Below are 19,384 nucleotides of genomic sequence, written 5' to 3' on the forward strand. Positions count from 1 at the left end.
AATCAGCAGTATGAAGATCGACTGGGCAGCTCTCGGCTCCGTGTTCGGAGTCAGCCTCACGGCCACCGTCGCCCTGGTGGGCCTGTTCACCCTGGGCATCGTCGGCCTCTCCAAGCAGGAGTCCGCGGCCGCGCAGGGAGGCTCCGCCGGCTCCGTGGCCCTGGCCCGCACCGGCGCGTACGCCTGCTTCGCGCTCTGCGCGGCGGCCGTGGCGTACGGCATCTATCTGATCGTCGTCTGACACAGTTCAGCTTCCGAACTCCCCCGGCAGGGTCCCTGCCGGGGGAGTTCGCGTTCCCGCCGTGTGGGTCTTCGCACACTGTCCCGTCGCAGGTCAACGGCGAGTTGACGGGCGTTCGCGGGGCGTGGTGGACTTCCGGAGCCAATACGGCGGCAGGAGAGGAAGTCCGGTGCGAATCCGGCGCGGTCCCGCCACTGTCACCGGGGAGCACTCCCCCACCGGAAGTCACGGCCCGTACACATGGGTTGGAAGGCCGGGGGAGCCGCCGATCCGGGAGCCAGGAGACTCTCACCGCCGGTCACGTCGAACCAGGGCGCGGACCCTGAGTGAGGACTCATCCCATGCCCGGCTGCGGTTCAGTTGTCTGTGTGAGTGCTGCGTGCGCAGTACGTACGGGGTCCCGCCGAGGCGTTTCGGCCGGCTGAACCCATGCGTGCCGATCGCAATTTCGCGTACGGCGCCACGGCCGGCCTGATCGGCGACCTCGTTCTCGGCGACCCCCGCCGAGGGCATCCGGTTGCCGCGTTCGGGCGGGCCGCGGCAGTCGTCGAGCGTGTCCTGTGGCGTGACCACCGTGGGTGGGGCGCGCTGCATGCCGTGGTGTGCACCGGGGGCGCGGCCGCCGCAGGTACGCTGGCCGCCCGCGCCGTACGCTCCCGTCCCGCCGCCCATGCCGCGCTGACCGCCGCGGCGACCTGGGCCGTGGTGGGCGGGACGTCACTGGGCCGCGAGGCAAGGGCAATCGGCGGTGCGCTGGCGGCCGGCGACCTCGATGTCGCCCGGGAACGCCTGCCCCATCTCTGCGGGCGCGACCCGCAGGCGCTGGACGGCCCTCAGATCGCCCGGGCGGTGGTGGAGTCCGTCGCCGAGAACACCTCGGACGCGGTGGTCGGCGCCCTGGTCTGGGGCGCAGTCGCCGGCGTGCCCGGACTGGTTGCCTTCCGGGCCGTGAACACCCTGGACGCCATGGTCGGCCACAAGTCGCCCAGATACCTGCGGTACGGGTGGGCTTCGGCCCGGCTCGACGATGTGGCGGGCTGGCCGGGAGCCCGGCTCACGGCCGTCGCGGCGGCTCTCGCCGGATCCGACCGCAAGGGGGCGGTACGGGCCTGGCGCGAGGACGCCGCGAAGCACCCGAGCCCCAACGCCGGTCCGGTGGAGGCCTCGTTCGCCGGAGCCCTCGGCGTACGGCTGGGCGGCACCCTCGCGTACGGCGGCCGTGTCGAGCACCGGCCGGTACTGAACGGCGGCGGCCGGCCCGTGGAAGTGGGCGACATCGAGCGCGCGGTGAACCTGTCGCGCCGCGTGACGTGGCTGGCCCTGGGCGCGTGTGTCGCGGGCCGGCTCGTCGCCGGCCGGCTGATCGCTCGACGGAGGAGGACCGCATGAGGGGTGGGCGCATGAGCGGTGGTGGACTGCTGGTCGCCGGCACCACGTCGGACGCCGGCAAGAGCGTGGTCACGGCCGGGATCTGCCGCTGGCTGGTACGCACCGGGGTCAAAGTCGCGCCCTTCAAGGCGCAGAACATGTCGCTGAATTCGTTCGTCACGCGCGAGGGCGCGGAAATCGGGCGGGCCCAGGCGATGCAGGCGCAGGCCGCGCGCGTCGAGCCGAGCGCGCTGATGAACCCCGTCCTGCTCAAGCCCGGCAGTGACAGCAGCAGCCAGGTGGTGCTGCTGGGCAAGCCGGTGGGCGAGATGAGTGCGCGTGGGTTCTTCGGGGGGTCTGGGCCCGCGGCAGAGCCGCAATCGGGCGCAGTGTCCCCCGGGAAAGCACTGCACGGCGGAAGGCAGGAGGCACTTCTCGGGACGGTCACGGCGTGCCTGGAGGAACTGCGGGGCACGTATGACGCCGTGATCTGTGAGGGGGCCGGCAGTCCTGCCGAGATCAACCTGCGCCGTACGGACATCGTGAACATGGGCATCGCGCGGGCGGCGCACTTCCCGGTGGTCGTGGTGGGCGACATCGACCGCGGCGGCGTCTTCGCCTCGTTCTTCGGGACGACCGCCCTGCTGAGCGCGGCGGACCAGGCGCTGATCGCCGGGTACCTCGTGAACAAGTTCCGGGGCGATGTCTCGCTGCTGGAACCCGGTCTGGAGATGCTCCGGGGGCTGACCGGGCGGCAGACGTTCGGGGTGCTGCCGTTCCAGCACGGGCTGGGGATCGACGAGGAGGACGGCCTGCGGGTGTCCTTGAGGGGCGCTGTACGGGAGTCCGTCGTCGCCCCGCCGGTCGGCGAGGACGTCCTGCGGGTCGCGGTGTGCGCGGTGCCGCTGATGTCCAACTTCACGGACGTCGACGCGCTGGCCGCCGAGCCGGGTGTCGTCGTGCGGTTCGTGGACCGCGCGGAGGAACTCCTCGACGCCGACCTGGTGGTGGTGCCGGGAACACGCGGCACCGTCCGGGCACTGGAGTGGCTGCGGGAGCGGGGGCTGGCGGACGCGATCGCGCGGCGCGCGGCCGAGGGTCGGCCCGTGCTCGGCATCTGCGGCGGCTTCCAGGCGCTCGGTGAGCACATCGAGGACGAGGTCGAGTCGCGGGCGGGGGCCGTGAACGGGCTCGGACTGCTGCCCGTCCGGGTGCGGTTCGCCGTGGAGAAGACGCTCGCCCGGCCGGTCGGCGAGGCGCTCGGCGAGCATGTCGAGGGGTACGAGATCCACCACGGGGTCGCCGACGTGCTCGGCGGGGAACCGTTCATCTCTGATGACCAAGGACACAGCCTGGACGGGTGCCGGGTCGGCGACGTCTGGGGCACCCACTGGCACGGGTCGCTGGAGAGCGACGGCTTCCGGCGGGCTTTCCTGCGGGAGGTGGCCGCCGCCGCGGGTCGCCGCTTCGTACCGGCACCGGACACGTCGTTCGGCACGCTGCGCGAGGAGCAGCTGGACCTGCTGGGCGACCTCATCGAAGAACACGCCGATACGGATGCGCTGCTGCGGCTGATCGAGTCGGGCGCACCGTCAGGACTTCCCTTCATCGCACCTGGAGCGCCATGAGCACCGTGCTGTTGCTGTCCACCGCCGATACGGACCTGCTGGCGGCGCGGGCCTCCGGCGCGCCGTACCGCATCGGCAATCCGACCCGGATCGACGTCGCGGCGGAGCTGCCCGCGCTGGTCGAGGGGGCCTCGGTGGCCGTCGTACGGCTGCTGGGCGGCAAGCGGGCCTGGGAGGACGGGCTCGCCGCCCTCAAGGCGTCCGGGATTCCGACCGTGCTGCTGGGCGGCGAGACCGTACCGGACGCGGAACTGATGGCCGAGTCGTCGGTGCCCGCGGGCGTGGTCGCCGAGGCGCTGCGCTACCTCGTCGAGGGCGGCCCGGCGAACCTGGTCGAGCTGGCCCGGTTCCTGTCGGACACCGTGCTGCTGACCGGAGAAGGCTTCGATGAGCCGCAGAAGATGCCCGAGTGGGGGCTGCACGGCGAGCGCACGTACACGGAAGGGCGGCCGACCGTCGGTGTGCTGTTCTACCGGGCGCACCACCTCTCGGGGAACACGGCCTTCGTCGACACGCTGTGCGACGCCATTGAGGCGCGCGGCGCCAACGCCCTTCCCGTGTACTGCGGTTCGCTGCGCGGCGCCGACGCGGAGCTTTACGAACTGCTGGGCCGGGCCGACACGCTGATCGCCACCGTGCTCGCGGCGGGCGGTACGCGCGCTTCGGACGCGTCCGCCGGCGGCGACGACGAGGCGTGGGACATCGGCGCGCTCGCCGACCTCGACGTGCCTGTCCTGCAGGGCCTGTGCCTGACGTCCTCGCGCGCCGCGTGGGACGAGTCGGACGCGGCCCTCTCCCCCATGGACGCCGCGATGCAGGTCGCGATCCCCGAGTTCGACGGGCGGCTGATCACGGTCCCCTTCTCCTTCAAGGAGCAGGGCCCCGACGACGTACCGGTGTACGTCGCCGATCCCGAGCGGGCCGCCCGGGTCGCCGGAATCGCCGTACGGCACGCCAAGTTGAAGCACAAGCCCAACGGTGAGAAGAAGCTGGCGCTCGTCTTCACCGCCTACCCGACCAAGCACTCGCGCGTCGGCAATGCGGTGGGACTCGACACGCCCGCGTCCGCGGTACGGGTGCTGGACGCCCTGCGCGATGCCGGTTACGCCGTCGAAGGCCACCCGGACAACGGCGACGAGCTGATCCACCGGCTCATCAACGCCGGCGGTCACGACGTGGAGTGGCTGACCGAGGAGCAGCTCGCGGCCGCGCCGGCGCGGGTGCCTCTCGCCGACTACCGGGCCTGGTTCGACAAGCTGGAGCCCGGGCTGCGCGACGGGATGCTGGAGCACTGGGGCGAGCCGCCGGGCCGGCTGTACGTGGACGGCGACGACGTCGTCCTGGCGTCACTGCAGTTCGGGAACGTCGTCGTGATGATCCAGCCGCCGCGCGGCTTCGGCGAGAACCCGATCGCGATCTACCACGACCCGGACATGCCGCCCTCGCACCACTACATGGCCGCGTACCGCTGGCTGGACAACTCGTTCGGTGCCGACGCGATCGTCCACATGGGCAAGCACGGCACCATGGAGTGGCTGCCGGGAAAGGGCCTCGGCCTGTCGGCGGGCTGCGGTCCCGATGCCGTACTGGGCGAACTGCCGCTGATCTACCCGTTCATCGTCAACGACCCGGGTGAGGGCACGCAGGCCAAGCGGCGCGGCCACGCCACGGTCGTCGACCATCTGGTGCCGCCGATGGCGCGCGCCGACACGTACGGCGATCTGGCAAAGCTGGAGCAGCTGCTCGACGAGTACGCGCTCGTCAGCGACCTCGACCCGACGAAGGCGCCGGCCGTCCGCGCCCAGATCTGGACGCTGGTCAAGGCCGCCGAGCTGCACCACGACCTGCACGTCGACGAGCAGCCCGACGACGGCGACTTCGACGAGTTCGTCATGCACATCGACGGCTACCTGTGCGAGATCAAGGACGTCCAGATCCGGGACGGCCTGCACATCCTGGGCGGCGGCCCCGAGGCCGAGGCCCGGGTGAACCTCGTCCTGGCCGTACTGCGGGCCTCCCAGGTGTGGGGCGGCCAGGCCAACGCGCTGCCGGGCCTGCGGGCCGCTCTCGCCGAGCACTTCGGGCTGGAGGAGAAGGCGCTGCTCGGAGAGCCGGGCGCGGCCGTGAAGGTGCCGGTGGAGCTGACCGCGCTGGTCCACGGTCCCGCCCGTACCGGCGCCGACGCCATCGACCTGCTGGAGCAGTTGTGCCGGCGGCTCGCGGAGGGCATGGAGGAGCGCGGCTGGGACGTCTCGACGGCGGCCGGGCTGGTGCGGGAGGTACTGGGCTCCGCACTCCCTTCCGCTGTGGCCGTGCTGGGCTTCGCCTGCGAGGAGGTCGTGCCGCGGCTGGCCCGTACGACCGACGAGATCGGCAACATCCTGCGCGCGCTGAGAGGCGGTTACGTCCCCGCAGGACCGTCCGGCTCGCCGACCCGCGGGCTGGTCAACGTCCTGCCGACCGGCCGTAACTTCTACTCCGTCGACCCCAAGGCGATTCCGTCCCGGCTGTCGTGGGAGGTCGGCCAGGCGCTCGCCGACTCGCTCGTGGCCCGCTATCTCGCGGACACCGGCGACTACCCGAAGTCGGTGGGCCTGACGGTCTGGGGCACGTCCGCGATGCGCACCCAGGGCGACGACATCGCCGAGATCCTCGCCCTGCTGGGCTGCCGCCCGGTGTGGGACGACGCCTCGCGGCGGGTGACCGGCTTCGAGATCGTGCCGGTGGCGGAACTGGGGCGCCCGCGTATCGACGTCACCGTTCGTATCTCGGGCTTCTTCCGGGACGCGTTCCCGCATGTGGTGGGCCTGATCGACGACGCCGTACGGGCGGTCGCCGAGCTGGACGAGCCGGCCGAGTCCAACTACGTACGCGCGCACGCCGACGAGGACACCGCCGAACACGGCGACCGACGCCGCGCCACGGCCCGTATCTTCGGCTCCAAGCCGGGTGCGTACGGGGCGGGTCTGCTGCCGCTGATCGATGCCCGTAACTGGCGCTCGGACGCCGACCTCGCCGAGGTGTACGCGGTGTGGGGCGGCTACGCGTACGGCCGCGGGCTCGACGGGCGGGCGGCGCGCGGGGACATGGAGACGGCGTTCCGGCGGATCGCGGTGGCGGCGAAGAACGTCGACACGAGGGAGCACGATCTCGTCGACGCGGACGACTACTTCCAGTACCACGGCGGCATGGTCGCCATGGTGCGGCACCTGACGGGGGTCTCCCCCGAGGCGTACGTGGGTGACTCGGCGGTCCCGGACCAGGTGAAGACCCGCACGCTGGGCGAGGAGACGCACCGCGTTTTCCGCGCCCGGGTGGTCAACCCGCGCTGGATGGCGGCGATGCGGCGCCACGGCTACAAGGGCGCGTTCGAGATGGCCGCGACCGTGGACTACCTCTTCGGGTACGACGCGACGGCGGGGGTGGTGGACGACTGGATGTACGAGAAGCTCAGCGCCGAGTACGTCTTCGACCCAGAAAACCGGCAGTTCATGGAGAAGTCCAACCCGTGGGCGCTGAGGGGGATCACGGAACGCCTGCTGGAGGCGGCGGAGCGCGGGCTGTGGGCGGAGCCGGACGCGGACACGCTGGAGCGGCTCCGGCAGACCTACCTCGAACTCGAGGGTGATCTGGAGGGGGACGCATGAGGTCACTCCGGGCGAGTTCTCTCCCCCACCCCGCCCCTTCCCGTAGCTGGGGGCTTTGCCCCCAGAACCCCAGTCCTCAAACGCCGGACGGGCTGGAATGTGCCGGATCCGGCGGATGCGCCGGACGTGCCAAGGAGGCCGCGTGAACACCGCGTATCCCTTTACCGCGATCGTCGGGATGGACGACCTGCGGCTCGGGCTGCTGCTGAACGCCGTGTCGCCTGCCGTGGGCGGTGTGCTGGTGCGTGGCGAGAAAGGGACCGCGAAGAGTACCGCCGTGCGCGCCCTCTCGGCGCTCCTGCCGGAGGTCGCGGTCGTCGCCGGGTGCCGGTTCTCGTGCGCGCCCGGTGCGCCTGATCCGGCGTGCCCGGACGGCCCGCACGAGGACGGGGGCGGGACCGCCCGGCCGGCGAGGATGGTCGAACTGCCGGTCGGCGCCTCGGAGGACCGGCTCGTCGGCGCGCTCGACATCGAGCGGGCGCTCGCGGAGGGCGTGAAGGCGTTCGAGCCGGGGCTGCTGGCTGATGCGCACCGCGGGATCCTGTACGTGGATGAGGTCAACCTGCTGCATGACCACCTGGTGGACCTGCTGCTGGACGCCGCCGCGATGGGTGCTTCGTACGTGGAGCGCGAGGGCGTGTCGGTGCGGCACGCGGCGCGCTTCCTGCTCGTCGGGACCATGAACCCCGAGGAGGGTGAGCTGCGGCCGCAGTTGCTCGACCGCTTCGGGCTCACGGTGGAGGTGGCTGCCTCGCGCGAGCCCGACCAGCGGGTGGAGGTCGTACGGCGCAGGCTGGCGTACGACGACGATCCGGCCGGGTTCGCCGCCAAGTGGGCCGGCGAGGAGGACGCCCTGCGGGCGCGCATTGTCGCCGCGCGGGCGCTGCTGCCGGAGGTGCGCCTCGGGGACGCGGCTCTGCGACAGATCGCCGCGACCTGTGCGGCGTTCGAGGTGGACGGTATGCGGGCCGACATCGTGATGGCCCGTACCGCGACCGCGCTGGCCTCCTGGGCGGGGCGTACGGACGTCATCGCCGAGGACGTACGACAGGCCGCTCTCCTCGCGCTCCCCCACCGGCGCCGACGCAACCCCTTCGACGCGCCCGGTCTGGACGAGGACAAGCTCGACGAGACGCTTCAGGAATTCGGCGGGGAGGACGACGATCCGGACCCGGATCCGGACGGCGGGCCGGACGGAGGTGGTCAGCCGCCGCAGGGTGATGGACCGGACGGGCCCGAGGACACCGACCCCGCGCAGCCCGAGGCGTCCGAGGGCGGCGAGAGCAAGGCATCCGCCGGCAGCGGTGAGCGGTCGGCCGCGAGCGCGGGCGAGCCGTTCCGTACGAAGATGCTGAGCGTGCCGGGGCTGGGGGCGGGAGCGGCGGGGCGTCGGTCCCGGGCCCGTACCGAGCACGGCCGGACCACCGGGGCCCGGCGGCCCCGGGGGGCGCTGACCAAGCTGCACCTGGCGGCGACCGTGCAGGCCGCGGCCCCGCATCAGCGGGCGCGTGGGCGCAGCGGGCCGGGACTCGTGGTGCGGCGGGACGATCTGCGGCAGGCGACCCGGGAGGGCCGTGAGGGCAACCTCGTCCTGTTCGTGGTGGACGCCTCCGGTTCGATGGCGGCGCGCCGGCGCATGAGCGCGGTCAAGGGTGCTGTGCTGTCGCTGCTGCTGGACGCGTACCAGCGGCGCGACAAGGTCGGCCTGATCACATTCCGGGGGAAGGACGCCGAGCTGGCCCTGCCGCCGACCTCGTCCGTCGACGCGGCGGCGGCGAGGCTGGAGCAACTGCCGACGGGCGGCCGAACGCCCTTGGCGGCGGGCCTGCTCAAGGCGCACGACGTGCTGCGCGTCGAGCGGCTGCGCGATCCGTCGCGCCGCGCGCTGCTGGTCGTGGTGACCGACGGGCGCGCGACCGGCGGCGTCGATCCGGTGGCGCTCGGGGCGAGGGCCGCGCGGCTGCACGAGGTGGAGGGCACCGCTTCCGTGGTCGTGGACTGCGAGTCGGGGCCGGTACGGCTCGGGCTCGCCAGTGCCCTCGCCTATGAGCTCGGCGGTACCGCCGTCACGCTCGACGAGCTGCGGGCCGACAGTATCGCCGGGCTGGTCAAGGACGTACAGACAAGCAACAGGAGGGCCGCGTAATGCCGCAGGGACAGCCGTCCGTCGTTCCCGACGACGGGCTCACCACCCGTCAGCGCCGCAACCGTCCCCTCGTCGTCGTCCACACCGGCATCGGCAAGGGCAAGTCGACGGCCGCCTTCGGGCTCGCGCTGCGCGCCTGGAACCAGGGCTGGCCGATCGGGGTGTTCCAGTTCGTCAAGTCCGCGAAGTGGAAGGTCGGCGAGGAGAACGCGCTGAAGGTCCTCGGCACGAGCGGCGAGGGCGGGTCCGTCGCCTGGCACAAGATGGGCGAGGGCTGGTCGTGGGTTCAGCGCGACGCGCAGCTCGACAACGAGGAGGCGGCGCGGGAGGGCTGGGAGCAGGTCAAGCGCGACCTGGCGGCCGAGACGTACCAGCTGTACGTGCTGGACGAGTTCGCGTACCCCATGCACTGGGGCTGGGTCGACACCGACGAGGTGATCCAGGTCCTGCGTGACCGGCCGGGCACCCAGCATGTGGTGATCACCGGCCGCAACGCGCCGGAGCAGCTGGTGGACTTCGCGGACCTGGTGACGGACATGTCCAAGGTCAAGCACCCGATGGACACCGGCCAGAAGGGCCAGAGAGGCATCGAGTGGTGACGATCCCGCGATTGGTCATCGCCGCGCCGGCCTCCGGCAGCGGCAAGACCACCGTCGCGACGGGGCTGATGGCGGCCTTCGCCTCGGCGGGGCTTTCGGTGTCCCCGCACAAGGCCGGGCCCGACTACATCGACCCGGGCTATCACGCACTGGCCACCGGCCGTCCGGGGCGGAATCTCGACGCGTACATGTGCGGTACGGAGCTCATCGCGCCGCTGTTCGCGCACGGCGCGGCGGGGTGCGATGTCGCCGTGGTCGAGGGCGTGATGGGGCTGTACGACGGGGCGAGCGGGTTCGGTGAACTGGCCTCCACCGCACAGGTGTCGAAGCTGCTGCGGGCGCCGGTGGTGCTGGTCGTGGACGCGTCGTCGCAGTCGCGGTCGGTGGCGGCGCTGGTGCACGGTTTCGCGTCGTGGGATCCCGAGGTGCGGATCGGCGGCGTGATCCTCAACAAGGTGGGCTCGGACCGCCACGAGGTGCTGCTGCGCGAGGCGCTGGATGAGTCCGGGGTGCCGGTGCTGGGGGTGCTGAGGAGGGTTGAGCAGGTCGCCGCGCCTTCACGGCACCTTGGGCTGGTGCCGGTTGCCGAGCGGCGGGTGGATGCGGTGGCGGCTGTCGCCGCGTTGGCGGAGCGGGTGCGGGTGGGGTGCGACCTGGATGCGCTGCTGGCGTTGGCCCGTTCCGCGCCGCCGCTGAGTGCGCACGCGTGGGAGCCCGGGGTTGCGCTGGCCGAGGGTTCTTTCCCCAGCCCCGCCCCTTCCCGGCTGTACCGAAATGCGGCTCCGCCGCGGGGGGGCTCTGCCCCGGACCCCGGTCCTCAATCGCCGGACGGGCTGGAGAGGACGCGGGACGGGCTGGGGGGTGCGGTGGGCGGGCGCGGCGGGCGGCGGCCTCTCGTGGCCGTGGCCGGGGGGGCCGCGTTCACCTTTTCCTATGCCGAGCATGCCGAGCTGCTCGCCGCCGCCGGGGCGGAGGTCGTGACCTTTGATCCGTTGCGGGACGAGCAACTGCCCTACGGCACCGCAGGGCTGGTCATCGGCGGCGGGTTTCCCGAGGTGTACGCCCCCGAGCTGTCGGCCAACGAGCCGTTGCGCAAGGCCGTGGCAGAACTGGCGCACAGTGGCGCGCCCGTCGCCGCCGAGTGCGCGGGGCTGCTCTATCTCGCGCGTTCGCTGGACGGCAAGCCGATGTGCGGGGTGCTGGACGCGGACGCGCGTATGTCGGAACGGCTGACACTGGGCTACCGCGAGGCCGTGGCCGTCTCGGACAGTGTGCTGGCACAGGCCGGAACCCGGCTGCGGGGGCACGAGTTCCACCGCACGGTGCTGGAACCGGCGGCCGGGCCGGCGCCCGCGTGGGGGCTGGTGCACCCGGAGCGCCGGGTTGAGGGATTCGTACAGCAGGGCGTGCACGCGAGCTATCTGCATACGCACTGGGCGGCCGCGCCCGGAATCGCACAGAGGTTTGTTGAGAGGTGTGGGGTATGAGCAGCAGGTTGATCGGCGTTGGCGTGGGGCCGGGCGATCCGGAGCTGGTGACCGTCAAGGGGGTCAGGGAGCTCCAGGAGGCCGATGTCGTCGTCGTACCCGTCATGGCTGCGTCTGATGGAAAGGATGGTGGCGAGCGCGGCCGGGCCGAGGCGACCGTCCTGCACTACGTCGATACCGCGAACGTCGTCCGGGTCGTCTTCGCGCTCAACGAGCGCAGCGACCGGGGGCGGCGCGAGGCCGCCTGGGACGCCGCGGGTGCCCGGGTCGCCGAACTGCTGGGCTCACACGGCTCCGTGGCCTTCGCGACCATCGGTGACCCCAACGTGTACTCGACGTTCACCTATCTCGCGCAGACCATCGGCGACCTGGTTCCGGGGACGGTCGTCGAGACCGTGCCGGGAATCACCGCGATGCAGGATCTGGCCGCGCGCAGCGGGGCGGTGCTCACCGAGGGGACCGAGCCGCTGACGCTCGTCCCGGTGACGGCGGGGTCGGCCGTACTGAAGGACGCGCTCGAAGGGCCGGGCACGGTCGTGGCGTACAAGTTCGGGCGGCTGGCCCACGAGGTGGCGACCGCGCTGCGCGAGACCGGCCGGACCGAGGGCGCGGTATGGGGTTCAGCACTGGGCCTGGACGAGGAGTCGATCCGCCCGGCCGCCGAGCTGGCGGACGGACCGCTGCCCTACCTCTCGACGCTCATCGCGCCGGCGCGGCGCGACGGCGGCCGCGGAGGGAAGTTGTGACGTCAGCCCGCGATGGCCACGACCAGCCAGATTCCGGCGACTCCCGCCACCGTGCACAGCAGGGTGGAGAGCGCCGGGTGGTCGTGGTGCGCCTCGGGGAGGATTTCCGCGGCCGCGAGGTAGAGCAGCGCGCCGCCGAAGAATCCCAGGTAGCTGCCGAGGAGTTCCTCGGGGAAGGTGAACAGCACGGTGGACGCGGCGCCGACGACCGGGGCCAGGGCGTCCGCGACGAGCATCAGCACGGCCTTCCGGCGGTCGTTCCCGTACAGGCGGGTGAGCGTGTACGTGTTGAAGCCGTCGGCGAAGTCGTGCGTGATGACGGCGATCGCGACTGCCACGCCCATGCCGCCGCCGACCTGGAAGGCCGCGCCCAGCGCGATGCCGTCCATCAGGCTGTGCCCGACCATCGCCGCGGCGGCGGTCAGACCCACCTGCGGAACCCTCTCCCCCGGATCGGCTCCGTGCGCCGCCTGCCTGACCGCGAGCAGCCGTTCCACGACGTGCGCCACCAGAAAGCCGCCGACGAACAGCAGCAGCGCGGCGGGTACTCCGAAGACCGGGCCGCCCGCCGCCTCCATCGCCTCCGGCAGCAGGTCGAGTCCGACCACTCCGAGCATCAGCCCGCCCGCGAGGCCGAGTACCAGGTGGCGGCGATCGGTGATGCGTTGCGCCGTCCATCCGCCCGCCAGCGTCATCAGGAACGCGCCGAGCGCGACGATCATCGCCATGCGCCCCTGCTTACCTGACCTGACCCCCGTTCCGCACATCCCCATTCCATCCCGTTGACCCGTACACCCCGTACGCCCGTACACCCCGCAACACACGGATCGACGGAAACCCGAGAGGACCCCCGCTCATGGCCGCTGCCCCCACCGGCAAGGTGACCTTCGTCGGTGCCGGACCCGGCGCCGCCGATCTCCTGACGTTCCGGGCTGCCAAGGCCATCGCCGGCGCCGATGTCGTCATCTGGGCCGCGAGCCTGGTGCAGGCCGAGGTCCTGGACCATGCCCGGGAGGGCGCGGAGATCCTGGACTCGGCGGCGATGTCGCTGGAGGACGTCGTCGCGGTGTACGAGCGGGCGGTACGGGACGGCCTGCGCGTGGCGAGGGTGCACTCCGGCGACCCCGCCCTGTGGGGCGGCACGCAGGAGCAGGTCGACCGGTGCGCGGCGCTGGGGGTCGAGGTCGAGATCGTGCCCGGCGTCTCGTCGTTCTCGGCCGTGGCGGCGATAGCGCAGCGGGAGCTGACCATCCCCGAGGTCGCGCAGTCGGTGATCCTCACCCGGCTCGGTGGCGGCAAGACGCCGATGCCGCCCGGCGAGGAGGTACGGGAGTTCGCCCGGCACGGCACGACCATGGCCGTGTTCCTGTCGGCCGCCCGGTCGGGGCAGTTGACGGCCGAGCTGCTGGAGGGCGGCTATCCGACGGACACGCCGGTCGTCGTCGCGTACCAGGTGACCTGGCCGGAGGAGCTGGTGCTGCGCTGCACGATCGGCACGCTGGAGGAGACCGTCAAGGAGCACAAGCTCTGGAAGCACACGCTCTTCCTGGTCGGCCCGGCCCTGTCCGCCTCCGGCACGCGCTCGCACCTCTACCACCCCGGGCACTTCCACGGCTTCCGCAGGGCCGACCCGGCGGCCCGCAAGTCGCTGCGCGCGCAGGGAGCCCAGGGCGCGCAGGGGGCGGCGACTTCGTGATCACGATCACGGTCCTGGGTACGGGAACGGGGGCCCCGCCGGCCGGCCGGGACCGCACCGTGCTGGACGCCGCCACGCTGGTGGTCGGCGGGCAGCGGCATCTCGACGCGGCCGCCGTGCCGGAGGGCGCGGCGCGTGTGGTGCTGGGGCCACTGGCTCCCGCGTTCGACGCGATCGACGAACACCTGGCGAAGGACGGTGCCGGCGTGGTGGTCCTCGCCTCCGGCGACCCCGGATTCTTCGGGATCGTACGGGCGTTGGCCGAGCGCTTCGGGGCGGACGCGCTCGATGTCCGGCCCTCGGTCGCGTCGGTGGCGGTGGCCTTCGCGCGGCTCGGACTGCCGTGGGACGACGCGGTGGTGGTCAGCGCACATGGGCGGGACCTGCGGACCGCCGTCAATGTGTGCCGGGCCCACCCCAAGACCGCGGTACTCACCGGTCCGGGCTCGGGGCCCGCGGAGCTGGGTGCCGAACTGGCCCGCCGGACGGTGGACCGCACCATGGTGGTGGCCTCGGCGCTGGGTGATCCGGAGCACGAGCGCCTGGAGCGGGTGTCGCCGGCCGAGGCGGCGGCCCGCGACTGGGGTGGCGCGGTGAGCGTGGTGGTGTGCCTGGACGAGTCGCGGACGCTGTCGCCGGTACGGACGATCGCGGGCGCGCGGCCCACCCCGTCCCAATGGGCCCTGGCCGAAGGCGACTTCACCCACCGCGACTCCATGATCACCAAGTTCGAGGTGCGCGCCCTGGCGCTGGCCCGGCTCGGGCCGCGCCTGGGCGACCTGGTGTGGGACATCGGATCCGGATCCGGGTCGGTGGCCGTGGAGTGCGCGCGGTTCGGCGCGGCGGTGGTCGCGGTCGAGAAGACGGCGGACGGCATCGGGCGTATCCGGGCCAACGCGGCCGCGCACGAGGTGGACGTCCGGATCGTCCACGGGGCGGCGCCAACCGTCCTGTCCGATCTCGCGGACCCGGACGCGGTGTTCATCGGCGGTGGCGGCCGGGAACTGCCCGCGATCGTCACGGCCTGCGCCCGGCGGGCGCGGCGCACGGTGGTCGTCGCGATGGCGGCGCTGGACCGGGTGCCCGCTGTGCGAGGCGCGCTGTCGGGCGCCGGGTTCGTGCCCGACGGCGTACTGCTGCAGTCCTCGCGGCTCGCGCCGCTGCCCGGCGACGTGCACCGGCTCGCCGCTACGAACCCCGTCTTTCTGTTGTGGGGCAACCGCCCCTCGGACACCGCAATTGAAGGAGCAGTCGAGTGATCGGCCTGATTTCCGCCACGGCGGCGGGCGCTGCCGCCCGCGACCGGCTGGCCGCGGCCTGGCCCGGCCGCACCCGGGTCTACGAGGGCCCGGTGCGCGAGGCCGTGGAGCGCGCCTTCGCGGAGTGCGAGCAGCTGGTGTGCTTCCTCGCGACGGGGGCGACGGTCCGGCTGATCGCCCCGCTGCTCGCGGACAAGGCATCCGACCCGGGTGTCGTCACGGTGGACGAGTCCCTGCGCCACGCGGTGGCGCTGCTGGGCGGGCACGGCGGCGGGGCCAACGACCTGGCGCACGCAGTCGCGGACGTCCTCGGCTGCGCCCCGGTGGTGACGACGGCGACGGACGCCACGGACATCCCGGGCCTGGACACACTGGGCCGCCCGGTGGAGGGAGCGGTGGCCGCGGTCACGCGAGCGATCCTGGACGGCGAGCGGGTGGCCCTGCGGGCGGACACCGTCTGGCCACTGCCCCCGCTGCCGCCGAATGTCGTACCGGCGCCGGTGCCGACGGGCCGTGTCGGCCAGGACGCCGGGCCGGCCGAGCGGGCCGGCACGCCAAGCGCCGCGCAGAACACGGCCCCCGCCGACGACGGCCAAGCGGCCGACGGCTCGAGCCAGGCACCGCTCGCCGCACAGAGCGTGGCACGCGCCGAGGACGGCGCCGTGCCACCCACGGCTGACGCCGAGACCGGCACCGGCACGGTGTCGGCCGACGGCTCGGCGGGCGCCCCGGCCGACCCCGGCACGGGCCCCGACGCCGCGGCGGCCGGCGCGACCCTGTGGGTCACCGATCGGATCCTTCCGCTCGGGGCGCGGGAAGCCCTGGTGCGGCCTCCGTCGCTCGTCGTCGGGGTCGGCGCCAGCAAGGGCGCGCCCGTCGAGGAGGTGCTCGGGCTCGTCGAGGGCGCCCTGCGTGACGCCGGGCTCTCCGTCGGCTCCGTCGTGGAGTTGGCGACCGTGGACGCCAAGGCCGGCGAGGCCGGGATCGTCGAGGCCGCCGCCCGCCTCGGCGTGCCGGTCAGGACGTACGACGCCGGGACGCTGGCCGCCATCGTGGTGCCGAACCCGTCCGGCGCTCCGCTCGCCGCCGTCGGGACGCCGTCCGTCGCGGAGGCCGCTGCCCTCGCCGGCGGGGGCGAACTCCTCGTACCGAAGCGGAAGTCCGCGCCCGAGGGACGCGCCGCGATGGCCACCTGCGCCGTCGTGCGGCGGGCACCGCGCGGCCGGCTGGCCGTCGTCGGGCTCGGTCCGGGAGCGCGGGACCTGCTCACCCCCCGTGCGAGGGAGGAGCTGCGGCGCGCCTCGGTGCTCGTGGGACTCGACCAGTACGTCGACCAGATCCGCGACCTGCTCCGGCCCGGGACGACGATCCTGGAGTCCGGGCTCGGCGCCGAGGAGGAGCGGGCCCGTACCGCCGTCGCCGAGGCGCGCAAGGGGCACGCCGTGGCCCTGATCGGGTCGGGCGACGCGGGCGTGTACGCCATGGCGTCGCCCGCGCTCGCCGAGGCGGCCGACGACATCGACGTGGTGGGCGTCCCCGGGGTGACCGCCGCCCTCGCGGCCGCCGCCATCCTCGGTGCGCCGCTCGGCCACGACCACGTCTCGATCAGCCTCTCCGACCTGCACACGCCGTGGGAGGTCATCGAGCGGCGCGTTCGGGCCGCCGCCGAGGCGGACATCGTGGTGACCTTCTACAACCCGCGCAGCCGCGGCCGCGACTGGCAACTGCCCAACGCGCTGGGCATTCTCGCCGAGCACCGCGCGCCCACCACCCCGGTGGGCGTTGTACGCAACGCGTCCCGTACGGACGAGAGCAGCCGGCTGACGACACTCGCAGGACTCGATCCGGCGACGGTGGACATGATGACGGTGGTGACCGTCGGGAACACGGCCACGCGGGAGATCGCGGGCCGGATGGTGACCCCCCGGGGCTACCGGTGGCAGTCGGAGGGAGCACGGTGACCAGGGTTGTCCACCCCATCGAGCAGGAGTCGTTCCGCAGGCTGCGGACCCGCCTCGACACCTCGCACTTCGCGCCGCTCACCCGCGCGGTGGTGGAGCGCGTCATCCACTCCAGCGCCGATCTGGCGTACGCGGACGACCTCGTCTGCGACGAGACCACCCTGCGCGCCGCGCACACCGCGCTGCACGCCGGCGCCCCCGTGGTCGCGGACGTCGAGATGGTCGCGGCCGGCATCACGCGCCGCGAGAGCGTGTGCCGGCTGAAGGAGGCCGAGTCCCGTCCCGGCCTGACGCGTTCGGCGCACGCGATCCGGCTGGCGTACGAACAGGTGGGGCCCGGCGCGGTCTGGGTGATCGGCTGCGCACCCACCGCACTGGAGGAGCTGCTCGTCCTCGATGCCGCGCCGGCGCTCGTCATCGGCCTGCCGGTCGGATTCGTGGGAGCGGCGGAGTCCAAGGCCGCGCTGCGCGAGAGCGGCCTGCCCGCCGTCAGCAATGTTTCCGAGAAGGGCGGTTCCGCGGTCGCCGCGGCCGCGCTCAACGCCCTGCTCTACACCCCGCTCCACACCACCCCCCTCAGCACCAAGGAGAACGCGTGACCACCCCGCCCCCCGCACTGCTCATCGCCGGCCATGGCACCCGGGACGAAGCGGGAGCCGAAGCCTTCCGCGACTTCGTACGGGAGCTTGCCCGCCGCAACCCCGAACTGCCCGTCGCGGGCGGCTTTATCGAGCTGTCCCCTCCGCCGCTCGGCGAGGCCGTGACGGAACTCGTCGAGCGAGGGGTACGGCGCTTCGCCGCGGTCCCCCTGATGCTGGTGTCGGCCGGGCACGCCAAGGGCGACATCCCGGCGGCGCTGTCCCGCGAGAAGGAGCGGCACGCCGGGATCTCGTACTCCTACGGCCGACCGCTCGGCCCGCACCCGGCGCTGCTGTCCGTGCTGGAGCGGCGCATAGACGAGGTCATCGGCGCTGTCACATCCGAAGACGTCGACCGCTCGGATGTGACCGTGCTGCTGGTCGGCCGCGGCTCGACCGACCCGGACGCCAACGCGGAGGTGCACAAGGCGGCGCGGCTGCTGTGGGAGGGGCGCGGTTACGCGGGCGTGGAGACCGCGTTCGTGTCGCTGGCGGCGCCCGACGTGCCCTCGGGGCTCGACCGGTGCGTGAAGCTCGGCGCGGGCCGCGTCGTCGTACTGCCGTACTTCCTCTTCACCGGCATCCTGCCGGACCGCGTGTGTACGCAGACGGCGGAGTGGGCGGCGGCGCATCCGGGGACCGAGGTGCGCTCGGCCGATGTCATCGGCCCCACCGAGGAGCTGCTCGGCCTGGTGATGGAGCGCTACCGGGAGGCCGTGCAGGGCGATCTGCGGATGAACTGCGACTCCTGTGTATACCGGATCGCGCTGCCCGGGTTCGAGGACAAGGTGGGCCTGCCGCAGCAGCCGCACTTCCACCCGGACGACGACGGACACGGCGGGCACGGCGGGCATGGACACGGTGGGCACCACCATCACCACCACAGCGGCCATGCACACGCCCACTGACGCCCACGACCTGCGTCACCATGGGGACGCGGAGGTGCGCGGCGGGGATCTCACCGATCTCGCGGTGAACGTACGGGCCGGGACTCCCCCGGCCTGGCTGAAGGCGCGCATCGCCGCGTCCCTGGACACCGTGGCCGCCTACCCGGACGGCCGGGCCGCGCGGTCGGCGGTCGCGGGACGGCACGGGCTGCCGGTGGACCGGGTGCTGCTGACGGCGGGCGCGGCGGAGGCGTTCGTACTGATCGCGCGCGCCCTGCCGGCGCGCCGGCCGGTCGTCGTGCACCCGCAGTTCACGGAGCCGGAGGCGGCGCTGCGGGATACGGGGCACGAGGTGCGGCGGGTGCTGCTGGCGGACGGGGACGGCTTCCGGTTGGACCCGTCCGCCGTCCCCGAGGACGCGGATCTGGTGGTGGTCGGCAACCCGACCAACCCCACGTCCGTACTGCATCCGGCCCGGACGCTGGCCGCGCTGGCCCGCCCGGGCCGCACCCTCGTCGTCGACGAGGCGTTCATGGACGCCGTGCCGGGTGAGCGCGAGGCACTGGCGGGGCGGACCGACGTACCGGGCCTGGTAGTGCTGCGGAGCCTCACCAAGACCTGGGGGCTGGCAGGCCTGCGGATCGGTTACGTCCTGGCCGAGCCGGACACGGTCGCCGCGCTGGAGCGGGCGCAGCCGCTCTGGCCGGTCTCGACGCCCGCGCTGGCCGCCGCCGAGGCGTGTATGTCCACGGCGGCGCTCGCGGAGGCGGCGCACGCCGCCCACCGGATCGCGGCCGACCGGGCGCATCTCCTGGCCGGGCTGGCCGAGTTCGACGAGATCCGGGTGGTGGAGCGGGCGGAGGGACCGTTCGTACTGATCCGGATGGAACGGGCGGACGCGGTACGCGACCGGCTGCGCCGCCTGGGCTTCGCGGCCCGGCGCGGCGACACATTCCCGGGCCTGGGCACGCAGTGGCTGCGCCTGGCCGTACGCGACCGGACCACAACGGGCCGCTTCCTCCAGGCCCTGGACCAGGCGTTGGTCCTGTCGGACCGCTGACGGCGAAGCCCGAACCGTTCC

General features: G+C 73.1%; 15 protein-coding genes and 1 riboswitch. Of the genes, 14 read left to right on the forward strand and 1 reads right to left on the reverse strand.

The genetic code is table 11. The features are described from left to right. The first annotated feature begins 10 nt into the window (after positions 1–10). From NLX86_RS25305 to cobI, 8 genes are all read left to right on the forward strand, one after another. Positions 11–241 carry a hypothetical protein gene (locus tag NLX86_RS25305; protein WP_254374086.1) on the forward strand — a complete coding sequence of 77 codons (231 nt, stop codon included), beginning with the start codon at positions 11–13 and terminating at the stop codon, positions 239–241. Between the two features lie 157 nt (positions 242–398). Beyond that, positions 399–529: riboswitch (cobalamin riboswitch) on the forward strand. 141 nt (positions 530–670) lie between these two features. Continuing rightward, positions 671–1,630, forward strand: a complete 960-nt coding sequence (locus tag NLX86_RS25310; RefSeq protein WP_254374087.1) for a cobalamin biosynthesis protein — start codon at positions 671–673, stop codon at positions 1,628–1,630. 11 nt (positions 1,631–1,641) lie between these two features. Continuing rightward, complete coding sequence (locus tag NLX86_RS25315; protein WP_254374088.1) at positions 1,642–3,237, forward strand: cobyric acid synthase; 1,596 nt, start codon at positions 1,642–1,644, stop codon at positions 3,235–3,237. Next, a complete protein-coding gene (gene cobN, locus NLX86_RS25320) occupies positions 3,234–6,884 on the forward strand; it encodes a cobaltochelatase subunit CobN (RefSeq protein ID WP_254374089.1) in 3,651 nt (1,216 codons plus the stop codon). The genes NLX86_RS25315 and cobN overlap by 4 nt, the downstream gene beginning before the upstream one ends. A 142-nt stretch (positions 6,885–7,026) precedes the next feature. After that, on the forward strand, positions 7,027–9,030 hold the full coding sequence (locus NLX86_RS25325; protein ID WP_254374090.1) for a putative cobaltochelatase: 2,004 nt from the start codon (positions 7,027–7,029) through the stop codon (positions 9,028–9,030). Beyond that, positions 9,030–9,629: a cob(I)yrinic acid a,c-diamide adenosyltransferase gene (gene cobO, locus NLX86_RS25330; protein WP_254374091.1), complete on the forward strand. Its 600-nt coding sequence runs from the start codon at positions 9,030–9,032 to the stop codon at positions 9,627–9,629. The genes NLX86_RS25325 and cobO overlap by 1 nt, the downstream gene beginning before the upstream one ends. After that, a complete protein-coding gene (locus NLX86_RS25335; protein ID WP_254374092.1) occupies positions 9,623–11,116 on the forward strand; it encodes a cobyrinate a,c-diamide synthase in 1,494 nt (497 codons plus the stop codon). The genes cobO and NLX86_RS25335 overlap by 7 nt, the downstream gene beginning before the upstream one ends. Further along, positions 11,113–11,862, forward strand: a complete 750-nt coding sequence (cobI, locus tag NLX86_RS25340) for a precorrin-2 C(20)-methyltransferase (RefSeq protein WP_254374093.1) — start codon at positions 11,113–11,115, stop codon at positions 11,860–11,862. The genes NLX86_RS25335 and cobI overlap by 4 nt, the downstream gene beginning before the upstream one ends. Before the next feature lie 2 nt (positions 11,863–11,864). On the opposite strand, the gene NLX86_RS25345 is transcribed toward cobI, so the two are convergent. Further along, positions 11,865–12,590, reverse strand: coding sequence for a ZIP family metal transporter (locus NLX86_RS25345; RefSeq protein ID WP_254374094.1), 726 nt, complete (start codon positions 12,588–12,590; stop codon positions 11,865–11,867). Between the two features lie 128 nt (positions 12,591–12,718). Between NLX86_RS25345 and cobM the strand changes: the two genes are divergently transcribed. The 6 genes from cobM to cobC are packed head-to-tail and all read left to right on the forward strand — an operon-like array spanning position 12,719 to position 19,363. Next, positions 12,719–13,558: a precorrin-4 C(11)-methyltransferase gene (gene cobM / locus NLX86_RS25350; protein WP_254374095.1), complete on the forward strand. Its 840-nt coding sequence runs from the start codon at positions 12,719–12,721 to the stop codon at positions 13,556–13,558. Then, a complete protein-coding gene (gene cbiE / locus NLX86_RS25355) occupies positions 13,555–14,817 on the forward strand; it encodes a precorrin-6y C5,15-methyltransferase (decarboxylating) subunit CbiE (protein WP_254374096.1) in 1,263 nt (420 codons plus the stop codon). Before cobM ends, cbiE begins: the two co-directional genes overlap by 4 nt. After that, a complete protein-coding gene (gene cobJ, locus NLX86_RS25360) occupies positions 14,814–16,778 on the forward strand; it encodes a precorrin-3B C(17)-methyltransferase (RefSeq protein WP_254374097.1) in 1,965 nt (654 codons plus the stop codon). The genes cbiE and cobJ overlap by 4 nt, the downstream gene beginning before the upstream one ends. Then, a complete protein-coding gene (locus NLX86_RS25365; RefSeq protein WP_254374098.1) occupies positions 16,775–17,377 on the forward strand; it encodes a precorrin-8X methylmutase in 603 nt (200 codons plus the stop codon). The genes cobJ and NLX86_RS25365 overlap by 4 nt, the downstream gene beginning before the upstream one ends. Beyond that, positions 17,374–18,324 carry a sirohydrochlorin chelatase gene (locus NLX86_RS25370; protein ID WP_254374099.1) on the forward strand — a complete coding sequence of 317 codons (951 nt, stop codon included), beginning with the start codon at positions 17,374–17,376 and terminating at the stop codon, positions 18,322–18,324. Before NLX86_RS25365 ends, NLX86_RS25370 begins: the two co-directional genes overlap by 4 nt. Further along, entirely contained in the window at positions 18,269–19,363 is a 1,095-nt protein-coding gene (gene cobC, locus NLX86_RS25375; RefSeq protein WP_254374100.1) for an Rv2231c family pyridoxal phosphate-dependent protein CobC, read from the forward strand. The genes NLX86_RS25370 and cobC overlap by 56 nt, the downstream gene beginning before the upstream one ends. Positions 19,364–19,384: the final 21 nt, after the last annotated feature.

It is taken from the genome of Streptomyces sp. A3M-1-3, from assembly GCF_024213665.1.
Taxonomy (GTDB): domain Bacteria; phylum Actinomycetota; class Actinomycetes; order Streptomycetales; family Streptomycetaceae; genus Streptomyces.